The sequence below is a fragment of the Pantoea sp. B_9 genome (assembly GCF_008632015.1).
GTDB lineage: Bacteria > Pseudomonadota > Gammaproteobacteria > Enterobacterales > Enterobacteriaceae > Pantoea > Pantoea dispersa.
Genome location: NZ_VWVL01000003.1, coordinates 340,648 through 357,116 on the forward strand (window position 1 = coordinate 340,648; position 16,469 = coordinate 357,116).

Genomic DNA, 16,469 nt, shown 5'->3' on the forward strand with positions numbered 1-16,469 from the left:
ACCGGTCGGTTGCTGGCGCTTGCCACGCTGGCCCTGATGCCCATCATCAGCCAGGCGGCAAGCGATCGCGTTGCGCCAGGCAAACTGACCTACGGCACCGCAGCCACCTTTATGCCGTTCGAGTTTGTGAAAGACGGCAAGCTCACCGGTTTTGATATCGAGCTGATAACCGCGCTAAGTAAGACGCTCAATCTGCAACCCGCAGCCATGCCAATGGAGTTTAAAGGGCTGATCCCGGCACTGCAGGGCAAACGTCTCGACATCATTAACTCAGCGATGTACGTCAACCCGGCGCGTGCGGCGCAGGTGGATTTTGTTCCTTACCTCAAAATCGGCAGTCGCGTCGTGGTGCGTAAAGGCAATCCGGCCGGCATCACCGGGCGCGATCTGTCGCTGTGCGGCAAAAACGTGGCGGTCACGCTTGGCGGTATCGAAGAGAGCCAGGCGCGGGTGGATAACCAGAACTGCCTCGCCGCCAAAAAAGCCGCGATCAATGTCATGACGTTCCCGGCGGCAACGGACTCGGCAGTGGCTGTTGCGCAGGGGCGCGCCGATGCAGAGTTCCTCTCAACGCCCGGTACCGTTGCGTTGTTTAGCGAGAAGCCCGGCATGTTTGAAGCGGCAGGCGCTGAGTTTGAAGCCGATACCCACATCGCTTTTGCGGTCCGTAAAGGCGACAGCGCCACCAAAGCGCAACTGGAACAGGGACTGCAAAACCTGGTGAAAGACGGCACTTACAAGCAACTGATTGAGAAATGGAACTTCCCGGACTCCGTTGCCATTTTTTAAACCGCTGACCGGAGAAAGCTATGTCGATCGATTTAATGTGGCAGTACTTCCTCTCCCGCGAATTTCTGCAGGGCGCGTGGATGACGCTGCTGATTACTCTGTGCTCGCTGTTGTGCGGCGTAGTGCTGGGACTGGTGCTGGCGCTGCTACAGGAAGCGCCATTTCGTGCCGCGAAAGGGCTGGCGTTTTTTTATCTCTGGCTGTTTCGCGGTACGCCGGTGCTGTTCCAGATCATCTTTGTCTACAACGTGTTGCCTGGTTTCGGTCTGCGCTTCTCCGCGTTTACCTGTGCTGTGCTGGCGCTGTCGCTTAATGAGGGCGCCTACATGGCGGAGATATTACGTTCCGGCTTACAGGCGGTAAAAAGCGGCCAGCGCACCGCCGGTATGGCGCTGGGAATGACCCAGGCTCAGATCATGCGCAAGATTGTCTTGCCGCAGGCCGCGCGCATCGTGCTGCCACCGATGGGCAATCAGATGATCAGCATGCTGAAGTCCAGCGCGCTGGTGTCGGTGATTGCGGTGCAGGAGTTGTTGCTGGTGGCGAACCAGACCGCCAGCGCCAGCTTCCGCTATTTCGAGGCGCTTTGCGCGGCGGGGCTCTATTACCTGCTGCTGACCTCGCTGTTCATGCTGTTTCAGTCGTGGCTGGAGCGCACGCTCGACCCGAAACTGCGGCGTGGAAAATGGCAAAAGGCCCGGGCGCGCCACCGTCGGTTAACCAAAGCGGCGGATACCGCAGGAGATCTGTCATGAACGAGACAAAACCACCGCTGCTGGAGCTGATTGGCATCGACAAGAGCTTTGGCCGTCAGCCGGTATTGAAGAACTGTTCGCTCAGCGTTCAGCGTGGGGAAACGGTGGTGCTGATTGGGCCTTCCGGTTCCGGCAAATCTACGCTGCTGCGCTGCGTCAATCTGTTGTCACCCGCCGATAGCGGCGATGTGTTCTTCACCCGCCAGAATATCAGCCGGGGAGAAGTGCCGCCGCACCAGTTGCGCCAGCGTATTGGCATGGTGTTTCAGAACTACGAGCTGTTTTCCCATCTGACGGCGGCGGAAAACATCATGCTGGCACCAATGACGGTACTCGGCGTCAACCGCATCACGGCACGCAAACAGGCAGAAGCGCTGCTGGCGAAGGTGCGTATTCACGATCGGGCCGATCATTTCCCCGACGAATTGTCTGGCGGTCAGCAGCAGCGCGTGGCTATTGCCCGGGCGCTGGCGATGAAGCCGGAACTGATGCTGTACGACGAACCCACGTCAGCGCTCGATCCGGAGATGATCCGCGAAGTGCTTGATGTGATGGCGGAACTGAGCGCCGAAGGGATGACCAGCATGGTCGTCACCCATGAAATGGGGTTCGCGCGCCGTGCCGCCAGTCAGATTCTGTTCATGGAAGAGGGCGAAATCCTGGAGCGCGCCAGCGCCAGCGACTTCTTCAACCGCCAGGTTAGCGAACGCGCCCAGCGTTTTCTCGATCAAATCCTACATTAACAGCGGAGCCATAATGACTATTCACCCGGTCGACAGCGTGCGCATGAAGCGCGACCTCGCCACGCTGGTAGCCATCAATACAGAAAATCCTCCCGGTCAGGAGCGCGAAGCGGCAGAGTGCGTGGCAGGCTGGCTGCGCGAGGCCGGTTTTGACCTGTCGTTCAGTGAATATGCGGCAGGGCGCACCAACGTCATCGCGGTTCTGCACAACGGTGCCGGACCCTGCTTCGCCTTTAATACCCATCTGGATACAGTGCCTGCCGGCAGCGGCTGGTGTAGCGATCCCTTTACCCTTACCGAGCGCGAGGGACGCCTGTACGGTCGTGGTGCCTGCGATGCCAAAGGACCGCTAGTGGCGATGGTAGAAGCGCTGCGCCTGCTGGCCGCCAGTCGCCACCGCTGGTCCGGCACGCTGATGGGGGTGTTCACCGCCGATGAAGAGGTCGCCAGTGAAGGCGCGAAGTTTTATGTCCGGCAGGCACCGCCGGCCATCGATTTTGCGGTGATTGGCGAACCCACCGGCAACGCCACGTTTTCTGCCCATAAAGGCAGCCTGCGACCGCGCGTCAGGGTGAAGGGCGTAACGGCGCACTCGGGCACGCCAGAGCTGGGGGTAAATGCCATCTATCAGTCCGCCAGATTACTGGGCCTGATTGAGCAGTCGCATCAGCAGCAGGTGCGCTGTCGCTGCCACGCGCTGGTGGGCAATGCCAGCCTGACGGTGACGCGCATCCATGGGGGGCACGCTGATAACGTGGTGCCGGACAGCTGCGAGCTGCTCCTCGACCGCCGCATGGTGCCCGGTGAGGACGAGCAGGCGGTGAAGGCCGAACTGCAGCAGCTGCTTGACCACGCGAAAGCCACTGCTGGCGTGGAGGCGGACATCATCGCCTGGCAGGCCACCACGGGCGGGGCCACCGAGACCGACAGTAACGAAGCGATTGTGCAGCACAGCCTCGCCGCCTGTCGTCGCCACGGGCAGGCGGAACCGGGCCCGTTTGGTTTTCAGGGGGGATGCGATTTAGTGCATTTTCGTTCGCTCGGGGCGAAAGGCGTGGTGATCGGACCCGGCAGCCTGGCGGTGGCTCACAAGCCAGATGAGTTCGTGCCTGTTGAAGAATTTATTGCTGCCGCAGCCATCTACCTCGACGTGGCACTGGCGATGCTGCCGCAGGAGTCCGCAACGTGAAAGCAACGCTTTGGCGCGGTCAGCTGCGCTATGACGCAGTCACGCTGCACACCGCGTCCTCGGGCGCAATCAGCGCGCTGGATACGCTGTGGCTGCGGCTGGACGATGGCACGCGCTGCGGCACGGGCGAGGTGCGGCTCAACATTCAGTACCTGCACGGCTACAGCGCCGATCGGGTGCTGGAAAACATCACCCGCGCCCTGGCAGGCTGGAACTGGGCACTGGCGCCGCAGGCGATGCTGGAGCGTGTGCATGCGGATGGGGCGGGACTGCTGGCACCGGCGCGCATGCTGTTCGACATGGCGCTGCATGATTTACTGGCGCAGCAGGCCGACGTAAGCCTTGCGCACTGGCTCGGTGCCGCTGCGGCCAGCCCCGGCTACCCGACCAACCAGACGCTGTTCTGGGGCAGTGAAGCGCAAATGCTGACGCAGGCTGAACAGTACGTTGCACGTGGCTTTACCCAGCTCAAACTGCGTACCGGCGTGGCGGATGTGGCGACCGATCTGGCGCGGTTGCGCGCCCTGCGCGCCCGCTTTAGTGAGGCCATCACGCTGGCGATTGATGTCAACGGTCAGTGGTCACTGGCGCAGGCGCACGCCGCTTTTCCGGCGCTGCAGGCGCTGAATCTCAGCTACGTCGAACAGCCGCTGGCACCGGCTAACGATGCCGCACTGGCGCAACTGAGCGGTTATGGCGTGCCGATCATGCTGGACGAGAGCCTCAATAGCCCGGCAGCTATCGACCAACTGATAGCGGCGAATGGCGCGCTGTGGGGCCATCTCAAGCTGGTGAAGCTGGGCGGCATTGCGCCGACGCTTGCGGCTGCACGGCGCCTGCAGGCGGCCAGCATCCCTTTCATGATAGGTCAGATGAACGAAGGCCATGCGGCAACAGCGGCGGCGCTGCAGGTGTGTCGCGCCATGCAGCCGCGTTTCGCAGAGCTGTACGGTGCCGATGGCCTGATAAACGATGCGGTGAGCGGCCTGCATTATCAGCAGGGCACTGTATTCATCAATGATTTACCCGGCTTGGGCGTGCATTTTGATGCCGCGCGCGCCACTTTTCTCCAGGAGTCTGGTTATGCAACAGCTGAATAATGTTATCCAGGGAAGTGAATCCGCCTTTAGCGCACAGGAGTACGCACAACGCATCCAGCGCACCCGCGAACGTCTCAATGCGGCCGGCGTTGATGTGATGATTGTGACCGGACCAGAAAATATTTTCTGGTTAACCGGTCAGCAAACACCGGGCTATTACACCTTTCAGGCGCTGGTGCTGCCAACAGAAGGGGATCCGGTGTTTGTTATCCGCCAGCTCGAATACTTTAACTTTATCGCCAACACCTTTATCTCAGATGCCGCCATCTATCAGGATGGCGATAACCCGGTTGATTTTCTCGTTGCCCTGCTGCAGCAGCGCGGCTGGCTTAGTAAGCGTGTCGGGCTGGACAAACGCGGCTGGTTTTTGCCGGTAGCCGTGTATGAGGCGTTGCAAAGTCGCATCGGCAGCCTCGCCGATACTGCCGGGGTGATTGAGCCGCTGCGCGCAGTGAAGTCGCCGGCGGAAGTGGAAAAGATCGCTCAGGCGGCGCGCTATGTTGACGCCGGCATGCAGGCCGGTATGGCTGCAGTGCGCGCCGGGGCGGATGAAAATGCGCTGGTCGCGGCCATGATGGGAGCCGCCATTGCGACCGGATCCGAATATGTCGGGATGGAGCCGCTGGTTTCCAGTGGCCCACGCAGCGGTGTGCCTCACGGAACCTGGCGTCGTCGCGTGTTGCAGGATAATGAGCCGGTGTTTCTTGAGATGGCTGCCGCGCACGATCGCTATCACGCCGCGCTGATGCGCTCGGCATGGCTGGGGCGGCCCCCTGCTATTGCGCTGGAAATGGAGAAAGTGTGTCAGGAGGCGCTCCAGGCGGCACTGGATGCCATTCGGCCGGGCGCAACCTGTGCCGCACCGCACATAGCCTGCCAGCAGGTGATCGATCGCGCGGGCTTCACCGACAACTTTAAAAAACGCACCGGCTACTCTATCGGTGTCTCGTTCGCGCCGGACTGGGGCGAGGGCGGCATTCTCAGCCTGTACAGTGGCGTCAACACCGAACTACAGCCAGGCATGACCTTCCATATCCCCCCGGCGCTGCGTATCTACGGCGAGTTTACGGTTGGCGTTAGCGAAACCGTGGTGGTGACGGAAACCGGCTATCGCCAGCTCGGTTCGCTGGCTCGCCCATTAACCTGCTTATAAGGAAACCCGATGAAAGACATCAGCGAATGCCGTGAACGCCTGCGCGGTATCTTTAACATTACCGTGACGCCTTTCAGCGCCAGCGGCGACATTGACTTCGGCTCCCTGCGCGAAAATATCGAACGTATCATCGGCCTTGGCTACGACGGCCTGTTAATTGGCGGCACTTATGGCGAGTTTCCGGTGATGTCAGTGCCAGAACGCCGTGCGCTGTTTCACGCCGTGATGGACTGCGTGCAGGATCGTGTGGCGGTAATGCTGTGCAGCGCCAGCGCAGATCCGCGTGATGCCCGCGAGCTGACGCAGCTGGCCGGGGAGCTGGGCGGTTTGCCGATGGTCACCGCGCCTTTTGTCAGCGAAATTACCGACGCGCAAATTCTTGCCTATTTTGCTGAGATGGCACCCCTGTCGAAAACCGGCATTCTGGTTTACAACGCGCCGGGCATTGGTATCACCCTTTCACCGGCACTGCTGGAGCAACTGGCGGCGATACCGGGCGTGGTGGGCATCAAACAGGGCGATCTGAATCCAACCGCCATCGATCAGATTGCCAACCGGCTGCGCGGCAAACTGCGTCTATTTTGTGCCTCCGATCTGGCCTTTGCCGGCCCGATGATGGCCGGATTTGATGGCATCAGTACCACCAACAGCGGCGCGCTGCCGGAGCTCATCCTTGCCTGCTATCGTGCGCTGGAACAGGGCGATGCCGCCACCGCGCGCGATCTGCACCAGCTGTGGTTTGACTATCGCACGCTGGCACGCCAGCACGGCCAGCCGCAGCTGGTGAAAGCGGCAATGGCGCTGCGCGGTTTCAATGGCGGCACGGTGCGCGCACCGCTGCAGCCGATCTCGCCAGACGCGCTGGCCGCGCTGACCAGCGTGATGCAACGGCTGGCCAGCGACGGACGCAGCGGGGTTACGCTGGCGTCACCAGCGCCCGCAGAAAGGCCGTAAACAGCGGGTGCGGTGCATCCGGGCGCGACTGTAGCTCCGGATGGCCCTGTACCCCTTGCCAGAAACGGTGATCGGCCAGCGCAATGCCTTCGATGATGTCATCAGTCTGGGCGGTAACCTGCACGCCGCTTGCCAGCAGCGGCGGCAGCAGTTGCGGATTAAAGCGATAGCGATGGTTGTAATGCATAAGGTTAAACGGCTCAGCGGCCGGGTATGGCAGCAGGCCACAGCGATGGCGACCATCGGCAAAAGCAATAAAGCTGTGCACCGCGGCCTGCGGTGCCACTTCTGCCAGCATGGCCTGACTGAGCTCTGGGTGACGTTGTAACGCAGCCGTGCACATGCTCTGCATGCCGAGGCACAGGCCTAGTGTGGGAATGTTGCGCTGCCGACTGGCGTGCGCCACGGCGATTTGACCGCGCACCGCTGCCATCGAGGCACCTCCCGGTAGCAGAATGCCGTGCACCTCGTCGAGTTCGGACAGCTCATCTGACAGTGCTGCGGGAGCGAAAAAGTGAATATCCACATCGAGCGCCAGCGCCCGGGCTGCGGCGTAAAGCGCATCGAGAGTGGCCGGATAGCTGTCACGCTGATCGTGCTCGCGCGCTATCAGAGCAATACGCAGCGCGTGGCGGCCGGGGGTCGGTGCAGTCAGGGTATGTTGCAGCAGGGTGTTGCTGCCATTCTGCAGCCGCATTGTCCTCTCACAGGAAAGCGCCTTGAGGCGCTGGCCTGGCAAATGAGCAATGCGCGCTACATCCGCCTGCGCAACGACGATTATGGCTTCGTTCGCAGGCAGCAGGGTTACATCGCGAACTTCGTGCTGCAGTGTATCGCTCCGATACAGTCCGCTGGTGACGCAGTAACCTGCCGCCGCGACATGCTGATGGCTGTCGGGGAAATCGCCGGTGAAATCCGGGCGCAGGCTCCATAACGGTAACGCCAGCTGATTGGCATACAGGCTGGCAAGCAGCCCAAAGCGCGCCGGAACGCGGGCATCATCAACAATGAAAATAGGTAACACGGCACTCTTCCTGCTGGGATGGGGTGATTAATTGTATTAGTTGATTCAGGATATACAAAAGAGGATTTATGAATAGTCAGCTACTGGCTCGTCGCATGCAGCGCGTCCGTCCATCTCCTACCGCCGCAATTTCCGATCGGGTGCGTGCGCTGGAAGCCGCCGGCAAGGCGATAATCAACCTCGGCGAGGGAGAACTCGATTTTGCCACGCCGGACAGCATCAGCTATGCCGGTATTGCCGCCATTGTGCAGCAGCAAACCAAATACACCGCCGTTTCCGGTACGCGTGAACTCAAAACAGCGATTGCCGCCAAGTTTGCCCGTGATAACCAACTGCATTTTAGCGCTGAGCAGATCATTGCCGGCAGCGGCGCCAAGCAGCTGATTTTCAACGCACTGCTGGCTACGCTGGATGCTGGCCAGCAGGTGATCATTCCTGCCCCTTATTGGGTTTCCTATCCGGATATGGTGACGCTGGCGGAAGGCGAACCGGTGATCGTGGCCTGTCACGAACAGCACGACTGGAAGCTGCAGCCGCAACAACTGGCTGCCGCGCTGACGCCGGCAACGCGTTGGGTGATTCTGAACTCACCGGGTAACCCGACCGGTGCGGTTTACAGTGCGCAGGAGTTGCGGGCACTCGCTGAGGTGCTGACCGATCATCCCCAGGTGCTAATCATGGCGGATGATATTTACGAGCCGTTACGCTACGACGCCACGCCATTCAGCACTTTTGCCGCGGCGGCCCCGCAGCTGGCTGAACGCACGCTGACAGTCAACGGTGTCTCAAAAAGCCATGCCATGACCGGCTGGCGGCTCGGCTATGCTGCCGGTCCGGCATGGCTGATTAACGCGATGCAGATTTTGCAGTCGCAGAGTACCTCTAATCCCAGCAGCATCTCGCAGGCAGCAGCGGTTGTCGCGTTGCAGCAACCGGCCGAATTTCTGGCAGGCTGGCTTGCTACGCTTGATCGGCGACGTCAGCAGGTGCTGACAATGATCGCCACCAGCAACGGCCTCAGCGCCCGGGCGCCGCAGGGAGCATTCTATATTTTTGCCAACTGCCAAAAGTTACTGGGATGCGTGACGCCGCAGGGGGAACCACTGGAGGACGATAGCGCGCTAGCCAGCTGGCTGTTGCAGGATGCACAGGTTGCGGTGTTGCATGGATCGGCGTTTGGCATGCCGGGTTATTTACGCATTGCCTACGCGGTTGACGAGGCGTTGCTGGAGCAGGCGTGCGCGCGGCTGAAATCTTCGGTGGCAAAACTGCGCTGATGTCCGCCATGAGGGATTGATACGCGAGCGGATGCTGGCATGCATCCTCCTGATCGCCAGCAATGGCGATCGGGTGAGGCAGGTGGCAGTTTAAAAGAAAAATGGCCAGCGAGCACGCTAATGACAGCATCAGCCCGATTTTCGACAAAGAGAAGGAGCAGAAACGCCTGCAGACGGCTCAGCTGATCGGTGAACCAGGCAGCCAGGTTGCTGATATCGCCCGGACGCAGGGGCAGATTGAGGCGACGGAAGCAGGTAAGAAGGAACTGGCAAAAAACAACATAAACCAGCCGGATGCCGACGCTCCTGCGGCTAAAAAAAAAGCGTATCAGGAAGCGCTGGAAAACAGCAGTTATTATAAGAAGGCCATGGCACTCTGGGGCACCGGCAGCGATATCCAGAAAGGGATTCAGGCGGCGACTGCGGCGATTCAGAGTTTGGCGGGTGGCAATCTGGCGCAGGCAGCCAGCGGCGCGGCGGCACCGTATCTGGCCGAGCAGATACACAAATATACCGCCGACAATCAGGCCGCAAAAGCGATGGCTCATGCAGTGGTAGGTGCGGTAACATCGCGGGCGGCAGGAACCAGTGCGGCAGCAGGCGCGACCGGTGCGGTCAGCGGAGAGCTGATGGGCAGCTGATCATGCATTCGATGTATCCGGGTAAACAGGTCAGTGACCTGCAGGAGTCGGACAAGCAGTTCATCAGTGCACTGAGTACCCTGGCTGCAGGTCTGGCAGGCGGTGTGACCGGCGGCGGCAGCGCCAGTGCGCTGGCCGGCGCTCAGGCAGGGAAGAATGCGGTTGAGAATAACTGGCTGAGCGTGCAGGAAGCCGACAGAAAGAAACAGCTGGAGACGAAGCGCGACTATCTGAAACAGGAACTGATACCGGCTGAAGCGAAAGAGCTGGCGACGATTAATCAGACAGATAAAGCGCGTGATGAAGCGATAAAAGCGGTCTGTACGGATGGTAATAAAGGTGGTTCAGCCTGTGGTGCGCTGATTGGCCCGGCTCAGGAAGCATTTAATAAATATGGTGAAAATGCGACCTACTCATTGTTGTACAGGGATTTATATCCACAGGATGTGAAAAATCTGGAAAGTGTTTTGCAGGGACTGGATGCAGGCAGTATCAGCCGCGACCAAGCCATAACAGCAATAGCACAGGCGTCCGGTGTGAGCTGGGAAACAGCAGCAGGCCGTTATGATATAGCAATGCAGACTTAGGAACTGGCTGCCGCTCTGGCGGGTGCTCACGGGCTGAAGAGTGTAATTAAGGAACCGACAAAAGAGAGTTCAGCAAAAAAACTATCTCAACCTTCAGCCGGAAGAACGGCAGAGCCAAATAGAATTGCTGCTGATGAGGAGGCTTCAGGGTGGTCACAGTACGATAAATACCGTAATGAAAGCGGAGACTGGAACTGGCCTGCAAAATTAGGTTTTGCCGAAGAACCAGTTAAAACAACGCTTCCTGTAGGCACTCATTTGGATAGGTATGGCAAGACAAATGGTTCTTTCCTGGCACCACAAGGTACGCCCCAGGAACAGCGCGCTTTAGCACCTGGCTCCTTAGCGGATAAGTACCATGAATACGTTGTCATAAAACCGTTGCCTGTTATGCAAGGGAAAATAGCCCCTGCTTTAGGTGAACCTGGCGGAGGTATTCAGATTCTGCCTAATATGCAGGAACGAGTAAATGTACAATGGTTGTAAGACAACAAATATCTTGAGAAGGTTAATTGAAATGCTGTTGAGTATTAATGATCTTCAAAAAAAAATAGATGCGCTGGTTTTGATATTAGGTTTTCCGGTTCACTCTGTTAACCTTTGCTCAGCACCTATTGATGATGGAACGCCTTATATTTCATTTGAAAATGAAAAGTATAATTATATCTATTCCGAGAGAGGATATGAGTTCTCTAGAAAGGTTACAGATTCAACAGATGAGTTACTTTATTGGATTATGTATGATTTTATACATGATGTAGCAGTCGAGTACGAATTAAATAATCGGATTCCTGGTAAAGATAGTCGGCGTATTTATTTTCCAAAGATTATTGAGCTTATGAAAAAAATCAACATCGAATGGGGAATAAAATCTCGAAAACATTTTGAAGAAATTCTTGCTGCCAGTCCTTACGATGATAGCCTCTACTTATAATCTTAACTCAATAAATCCCGGCCTTGGTGCCGGGATTTTAATCCACAGATCAGTTAATTACCCTTCATTCGCCAGCCGGATGAGCAGTTGCCCCGGCCCGGTGATCACCTCGATCTTCTGCCCGGTCGTGAAGCCCAGCTGCTCCAGCCAGCGGCCTTTGATGGTGAGCTGCGGCAGCGGGTTCGGCTGGCCCCGGTTAGGCCGGTAGCCGACCCTGTAATAATGCGCCTGTAGTCCGCAGGTAGCGGTTGTGGGTGTGCGGGTCTCTGACTCATGATGCGTGTCAGCCATGATCAACTACTTCTTAGTTGCTCATGGTCAGCGGGCTGGGGTGCTTCAACACCTCAGTTCCGCGTCTGTTAATTACTCCGTTTTACCAATCGCTGCCGTAACACTCTGGAAATGCTCACTTCTGAATTAGTATCGTGCTCTGCCATGATTAACCCTCTCGTATAGTTGGTTGTGGTTAGCGGGTTGGGGTGTTGGCGCACCTCAGCTCCGCGCCGGATATCTACTCTGTTTAACCAATAACATCGTCCAGCATCTCAGCCACAAACTTCTGCCACGTCATTAGCAGTTGCCTGATCGCATCGATCTGCCTTTCCAGCCGCGGCACCGTGCAGTTGTTAGAATGATAAGATCGCGGGCGGCAGGCAACAGCGCGGCAGCAGGCGCGACCGGTGCGGTCAGCGGAGAGCTTATGGGCAGCTGATCGTGCATTCGATGTATCCGGGTAAACAGGTCAGCGACCTGCAGGAGTCGGATAAGCAGATCATCAGTGCACTGAGTACCCTGGCTGCTGGTCTGGCAGGCGGCGTGACCGGCGGCAGTAGCGCCAGTGCGCTGGCCGGCGCTCAGGCAGGGAAGAATGCGGTTGAGAATAATGCGCTGAGTTTGGGTACGGGTATGACCAGTTCAGGCTCCGCTGCGCAGTCATGGAATCAGTATTCACAGGAACATAACCTTACACCAGAGCAGAAACAGGCAGGATTGGATAAACTGACGCCGGGTGATTTGCCTGACGGCGCGAATGTAACCAAGGTTATCGTGAATGGATATAAGGACGGCGTGTTGATAGCAGGAGCAGCTTATTTAGGTCCGGCTGCATCGGTAGGTAAAGTAGTCGGTGGTGCAGTCATCGCGGCAATGGCTAATGGTACGTATCAGTGGTTTGATATCAACAGTGAGAAGAATCAAAGCCTGCCTGAAAATCAGCAAAAACCTGGGACTACTGGGGCAGTGCTTCTGCGGCTGTAACCGGCGCACTGGCGCCGGGACGTGGACTATTGCAGAACGTAGGAATAGCTACGACTGGTGCGGCATTGAGTAATGGAGCTGATATTGGGGCGATTGGTATCGCCGCAAGTAGCGCTGGATTGGGATGGGGATTTGGTGAATATGCACCAGGGGTTGTTAATTCGTTAACAGGAAAGGATGCACCTGGCTTCATATTTGATGCTGTAGGCTCGCTCGGGACAGAGTTTTTAGGTGAATATACACAAAATCTCTTAAATACACCAACTCCACAAAAATTTTCTGAAAAAGAAAAGGAGGAGAAAAAATGATCGCATATATCAAATTACTAATTTACTCTTGTGTTTTTTGTATACTGATTTGTTTTATTTTAGGGGCTGGAGCATCGGTCATTATATATATTAAAAATGGATATTTTCTAATTCCCGATGGACAGCTAAAGAGAGCTATTGTTTTTGGATCTATTGCAGGAACAGCGATTACATTAGCTACAATAGTTTTTAATCTGATAGACAAGTTCAATACGCGAAAATCTCCCCCATCAGATCCTAATTGATCTTAACAAGGAATTCCGGCCAGTGAGCCAGGATTCCTTTTTTATCAGTCAGTTATCCTTCAGCAGCCAGGCGGATAATCAACTGTCCCGGCTCAGTGAGCACCTCGATCTTCTGCCCGGTCTCAAATCCCAGTGCCGCCATCCAGTGGCCCTTCAGGATAATAAACGGTGAAAGCGTGAACTTCCTCTGATCCCGGACATATCCCAGGTGTAACGTCTTGATTTAGTTGTGGGCGTGTCGGTCTCTGACTTATGATGCGTGCCAGCCATAACCAGCTCCTCGTTAATTGCTTGCGGTCAGTGGGCTGGGGGTTCGACTACCACGGTTCCGCGCCTGTTAGCGGTTCCGTTTACCCATCACGTTATCCAGCATCCCAGAAATAAACTTCTGCTTCGTCATTGGCATCTGCCGGCTCGCATCGATCTGCCTTTCCAGCCTTGGCACCAGTGCAATGGTTCGTGTGATAAGATTGCGGGCGGCAGGAAACAGCGCGGTAACAGGCGCGACGGGGGCGGTCAGCGGAGAGCTGATGGGTCAGTTGATCATACATTCGATGTATCCGGGTAAAAAGGTCAGCGACCTGCAGGAGTCGGATAAGCAGATCATGTGCACTGAGTACCCTGACTGCAGGCCTGGCAGGCGGCGTGACCGGCGGCAGTAGCGCCGGTGCGCTGGCCGACGCTCAGGCAGGGAAGAATGCGGTTGAGAATAATGCGCTGACTATCCCTGCACCTCCAGTTCCTGTTCCGGGTGTGCCTGTTGGTCCCGGCGACCAGATTAAACAGGATGCAGATAAGAAAATAGCTTCAGGTCTTAAAGGTACAATTAAAGATCTGGGTGATGCGCTGGACAAGGCAACGCAATGCTCCTTCGGACGAGCTTGTTCTTCGGAAAATGGCGAAGAGCAGAACCAGCCAAATATTGGCAAAGATTTGTCGGATGCTGATAAAGCCGAATTGGGTGGAACGGGTTCCGGAACGCCTGGCGGTTGGGAGCCACAAGATGAGGAAAATGCACGAGATAAGGAAAACGGTTCAAATAATAGTTTTGACCGTTTCAGGAAAGATGATCTTATTTCGTCTGCGAACGAGCGAATTAACTAACAAGGTTTATCCGCTGCGGCCAGAGCATGGGAAAAACACGCAGGTAGACCTGGTGGTGTTTTTGAAATTTTAAAAGGCAATCCAACACAGAAAAGTGAAGCAGCGAATCAGTTTGTAAATGAAGTGCTGAATAATAAAAGCACTATAAAAACAGAACTTTCCAGAGGTGGCGTGGAATATAGGTTGCCTGATGGCAGAGGTGTGCGCTATAACTTAGATGGCTCATTTTCTGGTTTCTTAGATCCTAAAAAGCCGAGATAAATATATGAACAATGATTTTGAATTAACCTTATTCAGTGATTCTAAATATGAAGAAATTACAGCGGAGATCTCTTACAAAGATCAGATTCTTTGCCAACTAAATAAAGATAAAGGCCCTGACAATATAGAAATAGAGTTTTTCTCAGATGCCAGGATACTTGCTGAACAGAATGCAATGAAATTTAGTTTAAGCAGTTTTTTGCAAATCCTGGCGGAAGCAACGGAAGAACTGAAAATATCTTGATCAGATAAAATCCCGGCCACCGAGCCGGGATTTTTACATTATCAGTCAACCGCCAGGCGGATGATCATCTGATCCGGCGTGGTTATCACCTCGATCTTCTGCCCGGTCTCAAATCCCAGTGCCGCCATCCAGTGGCCCTTCAGGATAATAGACGGTGAAAGCGTGAACTTCCTCTGATCCCGGACATATCCCACGGTGTAACGTCTTGATTTAGTTGTGGGCGTGTCGGTCTCTGGCTTATGATGCGTGCCAGCCATAACCAGCTCCTTGTTAATTGCTTGCGGTCAGCGGGCTGGGGTATTCGAGCACCTCAGTTCCGCGCCTGTTAGCTAATCCGTTTACCCATCACGTTATCCAGCATCTAAGAAATAAACTTCTGCTTCGCCATTAGCGTCTGTCGGATCGCATCGATCTGCCTTTCCAGCCGTGGCACCAGTGCAATGGTTCGTGTGATAAGATCGCGAGCAGCAGGAAACAGCGCACGAGCAGGCGCGACCGGTGCGGTCAGCGAAGAGCTGATGGGCAGCTGATCATGCATTCGATGTATCCGGGTAAACAGGTCAGTGACCTGCAGGAGTCGAATAAGCAGATCATCAGTGCACTGAGTACCCTGGCTGCGGGTCTGGCAGGAGGTGTGACCGGCGGCAGTAGCGCCAGTGCGCTGGCCGGCGCTCAGGCAGGGAAGAATGCGGTTGAGAATAATGCGCTGAGTGATATTGCTGAGAACAAAGCCTCAGGAATATCGCAGCAGGAGAAATATCAGAAAGCGCAGGATGCGTTGGTGAAGGTTACTGAGGAATTCAAGGCTCAAAACTGTGCCGGAATGAGTGCCGAAGCCTGCGGTGCTAAAATGGATGCGCATCGTGATGAATTGCTGAGAGGTGCGGGTCTGGCCGGACTGGATTTTGTGCCGGTTGTCGGTGACATTAAGAGTTTTGCGGAAGCGCAGACGGCGCTGGATTATCTGGCAGCAGTTATCGGGATAATACCGGGTGCAGGGGATGTGGCAGGTAAGGCGATTAAGGCTGCGGAAACGGCGCTGAAGAAAGGGGATGTGGTTGAAGCTTCACGGCTGATTAATAAGGCCAGTGATGAGGTCTCTGCTTATAACGCAGCAGCCTATCCGAAGCTGAAAGACGATCTGATGCAGCAAAACCTGAACAATATCGCTAAGCAGGATCCGAGGTTGGACGCCGTTGTCAGGGGTGATAATGGAAAACTGAATTATGGTATTGGTTCTGGAAGCAGAGACGAAGCAGATCGATTAGGTAAAATCTGGGTAGGAGATGGGGCTATACCAACAACGGACGGAAAAGGTCTGGTTAGTGCTGATGGTTTAAGGGTATACCGTTATCCTGTTTCGGAGCCAAATGCTCCAGAGCATTTGAATCCAACAGGAGTGCAAGCCAACTTCGAAACCTACCAAATAAACCCATCAACTGGTGAAAGGATACGTATTGGTAGTGGGCATATGAGTATTAAAAAATGAAAGCTGAATTGAAAATGCTAGGAAATGATTTATTCGATCTGAAACTTTATCTTCCAGAAGAAGCAGATAATTTCATTATGTCATTAACGTTAACAATTGGACCTATCGATGAAACTAGTAGCAATTATTTTTATGTAAAAGTCTGCACCCCCGAATGGCTCTGCAAACATCATTGGCTGCCGGAGTTAATGCGCCACACGCTTCTGGTGCGTAAATACGATCTGGATGAAATCAAAAAGACGATCACAGACTACATCGATCAGTGTGAAGGTGAAAACTGGATGGATATAGCGCAAAAGCTCTCCCGCGTCTTTTCCTGGGAATATGAAGATTACCAGCCCTTGAATGATTAACCAAAATATCCCGCCACCGAGCCGGGATATTTTTACCTGCCGCTTCCTCCACCGCCAGCCGG

Annotated in this window: 22 protein-coding genes and 1 pseudogene; 18 read left to right on the forward strand and 5 right to left on the reverse strand. The window is 55.6% G+C overall.

Annotated features, from left to right (window positions below):
• The first annotated feature begins 36 nt into the window (after positions 1 to 36).
• The 7 genes from F3I21_RS11805 to F3I21_RS11835 are packed head-to-tail and all read left to right on the forward strand — an operon-like array spanning position 37 to position 6,683.
• A complete protein-coding gene (locus F3I21_RS11805) occupies positions 37 to 789 on the forward strand; it encodes an ABC transporter substrate-binding protein (protein WP_370515521.1) in 753 nt (250 codons plus the stop codon).
• Between the two features lie 20 nt (positions 790 to 809).
• Positions 810 to 1,544, forward strand: a complete 735-nt coding sequence (locus F3I21_RS11810) for an amino acid ABC transporter permease (protein WP_150058979.1) — start codon at positions 810 to 812, stop codon at positions 1,542 to 1,544.
• On the forward strand, positions 1,541 to 2,287 hold the full coding sequence (locus F3I21_RS11815; RefSeq protein WP_058775910.1) for an amino acid ABC transporter ATP-binding protein: 747 nt from the start codon (positions 1,541 to 1,543) through the stop codon (positions 2,285 to 2,287). The genes F3I21_RS11810 and F3I21_RS11815 overlap by 4 nt, the downstream gene beginning before the upstream one ends.
• Before the next feature lie 13 nt (positions 2,288 to 2,300).
• Positions 2,301 to 3,476 (forward strand): M20 family metallopeptidase, encoded by a 1,176-nt coding sequence (locus F3I21_RS11820; protein WP_150058980.1) that lies wholly within the window; start codon positions 2,301 to 2,303, stop codon positions 3,474 to 3,476.
• Entirely contained in the window at positions 3,473 to 4,576 is a 1,104-nt protein-coding gene (locus tag F3I21_RS11825; RefSeq protein WP_150058981.1) for a mandelate racemase/muconate lactonizing enzyme family protein, read from the forward strand. The genes F3I21_RS11820 and F3I21_RS11825 overlap by 4 nt, the downstream gene beginning before the upstream one ends.
• Complete coding sequence (locus F3I21_RS11830) at positions 4,560 to 5,729, forward strand: Xaa-Pro peptidase family protein (RefSeq protein WP_150058982.1); 1,170 nt, start codon at positions 4,560 to 4,562, stop codon at positions 5,727 to 5,729. Before F3I21_RS11825 ends, F3I21_RS11830 begins: the two co-directional genes overlap by 17 nt.
• Before the next feature lie 9 nt (positions 5,730 to 5,738).
• Entirely contained in the window at positions 5,739 to 6,683 is a 945-nt protein-coding gene (locus F3I21_RS11835) for a dihydrodipicolinate synthase family protein (protein WP_150058983.1), read from the forward strand.
• On the opposite strand, the gene F3I21_RS11840 is transcribed toward F3I21_RS11835, so the two are convergent.
• Positions 6,646 to 7,707 carry a gamma-glutamyl-gamma-aminobutyrate hydrolase family protein gene (locus F3I21_RS11840; protein ID WP_150058984.1) on the reverse strand — a complete coding sequence of 354 codons (1,062 nt, stop codon included), beginning with the start codon at positions 7,705 to 7,707 and terminating at the stop codon, positions 6,646 to 6,648. The genes F3I21_RS11835 and F3I21_RS11840 overlap by 38 nt on opposite strands.
• 68 nt (positions 7,708 to 7,775) lie before the next feature.
• On the opposite strand from F3I21_RS11840, the gene F3I21_RS11845 reads away from it, so the two are divergent.
• The 5 genes from F3I21_RS11845 (at position 7,776) to F3I21_RS11860 (ending at position 11,146) form a co-directional block, all read left to right on the forward strand.
• Positions 7,776 to 8,984 (forward strand): pyridoxal phosphate-dependent aminotransferase, encoded by a 1,209-nt coding sequence (locus F3I21_RS11845; RefSeq protein ID WP_150058985.1) that lies wholly within the window; start codon positions 7,776 to 7,778, stop codon positions 8,982 to 8,984.
• Between the two features lie 101 nt (positions 8,985 to 9,085).
• The gene (locus tag F3I21_RS23360; RefSeq protein WP_288445023.1) at positions 9,086 to 9,625 is read left to right on the forward strand and encodes a hypothetical protein; all 540 of its coding nucleotides are present in this window, start codon (positions 9,086 to 9,088) and stop codon (positions 9,623 to 9,625) included.
• Positions 9,626 to 9,627: 2 nt separating this feature from the next.
• Positions 9,628 to 10,212, forward strand: coding sequence for a VENN motif pre-toxin domain-containing protein (locus F3I21_RS23580; protein WP_288445024.1), 585 nt, complete (start codon positions 9,628 to 9,630; stop codon positions 10,210 to 10,212).
• Positions 10,213 to 10,470: 258 nt separating this feature from the next.
• Positions 10,471 to 10,698 (forward strand): TNT domain-containing protein, encoded by a 228-nt coding sequence (locus tag F3I21_RS23585; protein ID WP_370515721.1) that lies wholly within the window; start codon positions 10,471 to 10,473, stop codon positions 10,696 to 10,698.
• The gene (locus F3I21_RS11860; RefSeq protein WP_223815667.1) at positions 10,682 to 11,146 is read left to right on the forward strand and encodes an Imm63 family immunity protein; all 465 of its coding nucleotides are present in this window, start codon (positions 10,682 to 10,684) and stop codon (positions 11,144 to 11,146) included. Before F3I21_RS23585 ends, F3I21_RS11860 begins: the two co-directional genes overlap by 17 nt.
• 57 nt (positions 11,147 to 11,203) lie before the next feature.
• Here F3I21_RS11860 and F3I21_RS11865 read toward each other — a convergent pair whose 3' ends face one another.
• The gene (locus tag F3I21_RS11865; protein ID WP_150058986.1) at positions 11,204 to 11,437 is read right to left on the reverse strand and encodes a SymE family type I addiction module toxin; all 234 of its coding nucleotides are present in this window, start codon (positions 11,435 to 11,437) and stop codon (positions 11,204 to 11,206) included.
• 432 nt (positions 11,438 to 11,869) lie between these two features.
• On the opposite strand from F3I21_RS11865, the gene F3I21_RS23555 reads away from it, so the two are divergent.
• Both F3I21_RS23555 and F3I21_RS23370 read left to right on the forward strand, forming a co-directional pair.
• On the forward strand, positions 11,870 to 12,403 hold the full coding sequence (locus F3I21_RS23555) for a VENN motif pre-toxin domain-containing protein (protein WP_304622870.1): 534 nt from the start codon (positions 11,870 to 11,872) through the stop codon (positions 12,401 to 12,403).
• Between the two features lie 29 nt (positions 12,404 to 12,432).
• Positions 12,433 to 12,711 carry a hypothetical protein gene (locus F3I21_RS23370; protein WP_223815668.1) on the forward strand — a complete coding sequence of 93 codons (279 nt, stop codon included), beginning with the start codon at positions 12,433 to 12,435 and terminating at the stop codon, positions 12,709 to 12,711.
• A gap of 297 nt (positions 12,712 to 13,008) precedes the next feature.
• On the opposite strand, the gene F3I21_RS23590 is transcribed toward F3I21_RS23370, so the two are convergent.
• Positions 13,009 to 13,179, reverse strand: coding sequence for a SymE family type I addiction module toxin (locus tag F3I21_RS23590; protein ID WP_223815687.1), 171 nt, complete (start codon positions 13,177 to 13,179; stop codon positions 13,009 to 13,011).
• 734 nt (positions 13,180 to 13,913) lie between these two features.
• Between F3I21_RS23590 and F3I21_RS23595 the strand changes: the two are divergent.
• Positions 13,914 to 14,141 (forward strand): annotated as a pseudogene (locus F3I21_RS23595) (Contact-dependent inhibition of growth factor CdiA); the annotation flags it as partial.
• Positions 14,142 to 14,325: 184 nt separating this feature from the next.
• On the forward strand, positions 14,326 to 14,565 hold the full coding sequence (locus tag F3I21_RS11900) for a hypothetical protein (RefSeq protein WP_058776382.1): 240 nt from the start codon (positions 14,326 to 14,328) through the stop codon (positions 14,563 to 14,565).
• Positions 14,566 to 14,606: 41 nt separating this feature from the next.
• Here F3I21_RS11900 and F3I21_RS11905 read toward each other — a convergent pair whose 3' ends face one another.
• A complete protein-coding gene (locus tag F3I21_RS11905) occupies positions 14,607 to 14,822 on the reverse strand; it encodes a SymE family type I addiction module toxin (RefSeq protein WP_223815669.1) in 216 nt (71 codons plus the stop codon).
• A gap of 104 nt (positions 14,823 to 14,926) precedes the next feature.
• A complete protein-coding gene (locus tag F3I21_RS23230) occupies positions 14,927 to 15,103 on the reverse strand; it encodes a hypothetical protein (RefSeq protein ID WP_190286089.1) in 177 nt (58 codons plus the stop codon).
• Here F3I21_RS23230 and F3I21_RS11910 point away from each other — a divergent pair.
• On the forward strand, positions 15,098 to 16,054 hold the full coding sequence (locus F3I21_RS11910; RefSeq protein WP_150058987.1) for a VENN motif pre-toxin domain-containing protein: 957 nt from the start codon (positions 15,098 to 15,100) through the stop codon (positions 16,052 to 16,054). The two genes, F3I21_RS23230 and F3I21_RS11910, sit on opposite strands and share 6 nt — an antisense overlap.
• On the forward strand, positions 16,051 to 16,407 hold the full coding sequence (locus F3I21_RS11915) for an immunity 8 family protein (protein WP_150058988.1): 357 nt from the start codon (positions 16,051 to 16,053) through the stop codon (positions 16,405 to 16,407). Before F3I21_RS11910 ends, F3I21_RS11915 begins: the two co-directional genes overlap by 4 nt.
• Positions 16,408 to 16,469 lie beyond the last annotated feature (62 nt).

Bases quoted from the DNA above. Each gene is read 5' to 3' on its own strand.
- F3I21_RS11805 (WP_370515521.1), top strand. From the start codon at position 37: ATGCCCATCATCAGCCAGGCGGCAAGCGATCGCGTTGCGCCAGGCAAA.
- F3I21_RS11810 (WP_150058979.1), top strand. From the start codon at position 810: ATGTCGATCGATTTAATGTGGCAGTACTTCCTCTCCCGCGAATTTCTG.
- F3I21_RS11815 (WP_058775910.1), top strand. From the start codon at position 1,541: ATGAACGAGACAAAACCACCGCTGCTGGAGCTGATTGGCATCGACAAG.
- F3I21_RS11820 (WP_150058980.1), top strand. From the start codon at position 2,301: ATGACTATTCACCCGGTCGACAGCGTGCGCATGAAGCGCGACCTCGCC.
- F3I21_RS11830 (WP_150058982.1), top strand. From the start codon at position 4,560: ATGCAACAGCTGAATAATGTTATCCAGGGAAGTGAATCCGCCTTTAGC.
- F3I21_RS11835 (WP_150058983.1), top strand. From the start codon at position 5,739: ATGAAAGACATCAGCGAATGCCGTGAACGCCTGCGCGGTATCTTTAAC.
- F3I21_RS11845 (WP_150058985.1), top strand. From the start codon at position 7,776: ATGAATAGTCAGCTACTGGCTCGTCGCATGCAGCGCGTCCGTCCATCT.
- F3I21_RS23360 (WP_288445023.1), top strand. From the start codon at position 9,086: ATGGCCAGCGAGCACGCTAATGACAGCATCAGCCCGATTTTCGACAAA.
- F3I21_RS23580 (WP_288445024.1), top strand. From the start codon at position 9,628: ATGCATTCGATGTATCCGGGTAAACAGGTCAGTGACCTGCAGGAGTCG.
- F3I21_RS11860 (WP_223815667.1), top strand. From the start codon at position 10,682: ATGTACAATGGTTGTAAGACAACAAATATCTTGAGAAGGTTAATTGAA.
- F3I21_RS11865 (WP_150058986.1), bottom strand. From the start codon at position 11,437: ATGGCTGACACGCATCATGAGTCAGAGACCCGCACACCCACAACCGCT.
- F3I21_RS23555 (WP_304622870.1), top strand. From the start codon at position 11,870: ATGTATCCGGGTAAACAGGTCAGCGACCTGCAGGAGTCGGATAAGCAG.
- F3I21_RS11900 (WP_058776382.1), top strand. From the start codon at position 14,326: ATGAACAATGATTTTGAATTAACCTTATTCAGTGATTCTAAATATGAA.
- F3I21_RS11905 (WP_223815669.1), bottom strand. From the start codon at position 14,822: ATGGCTGGCACGCATCATAAGCCAGAGACCGACACGCCCACAACTAAA.
- F3I21_RS11910 (WP_150058987.1), top strand. From the start codon at position 15,098: ATGCATTCGATGTATCCGGGTAAACAGGTCAGTGACCTGCAGGAGTCG.
- F3I21_RS23230 (WP_190286089.1), bottom strand. From the start codon at position 15,103: ATGCATGATCAGCTGCCCATCAGCTCTTCGCTGACCGCACCGGTCGCG.
- F3I21_RS11915 (WP_150058988.1), top strand. From the start codon at position 16,051: ATGAAAGCTGAATTGAAAATGCTAGGAAATGATTTATTCGATCTGAAA.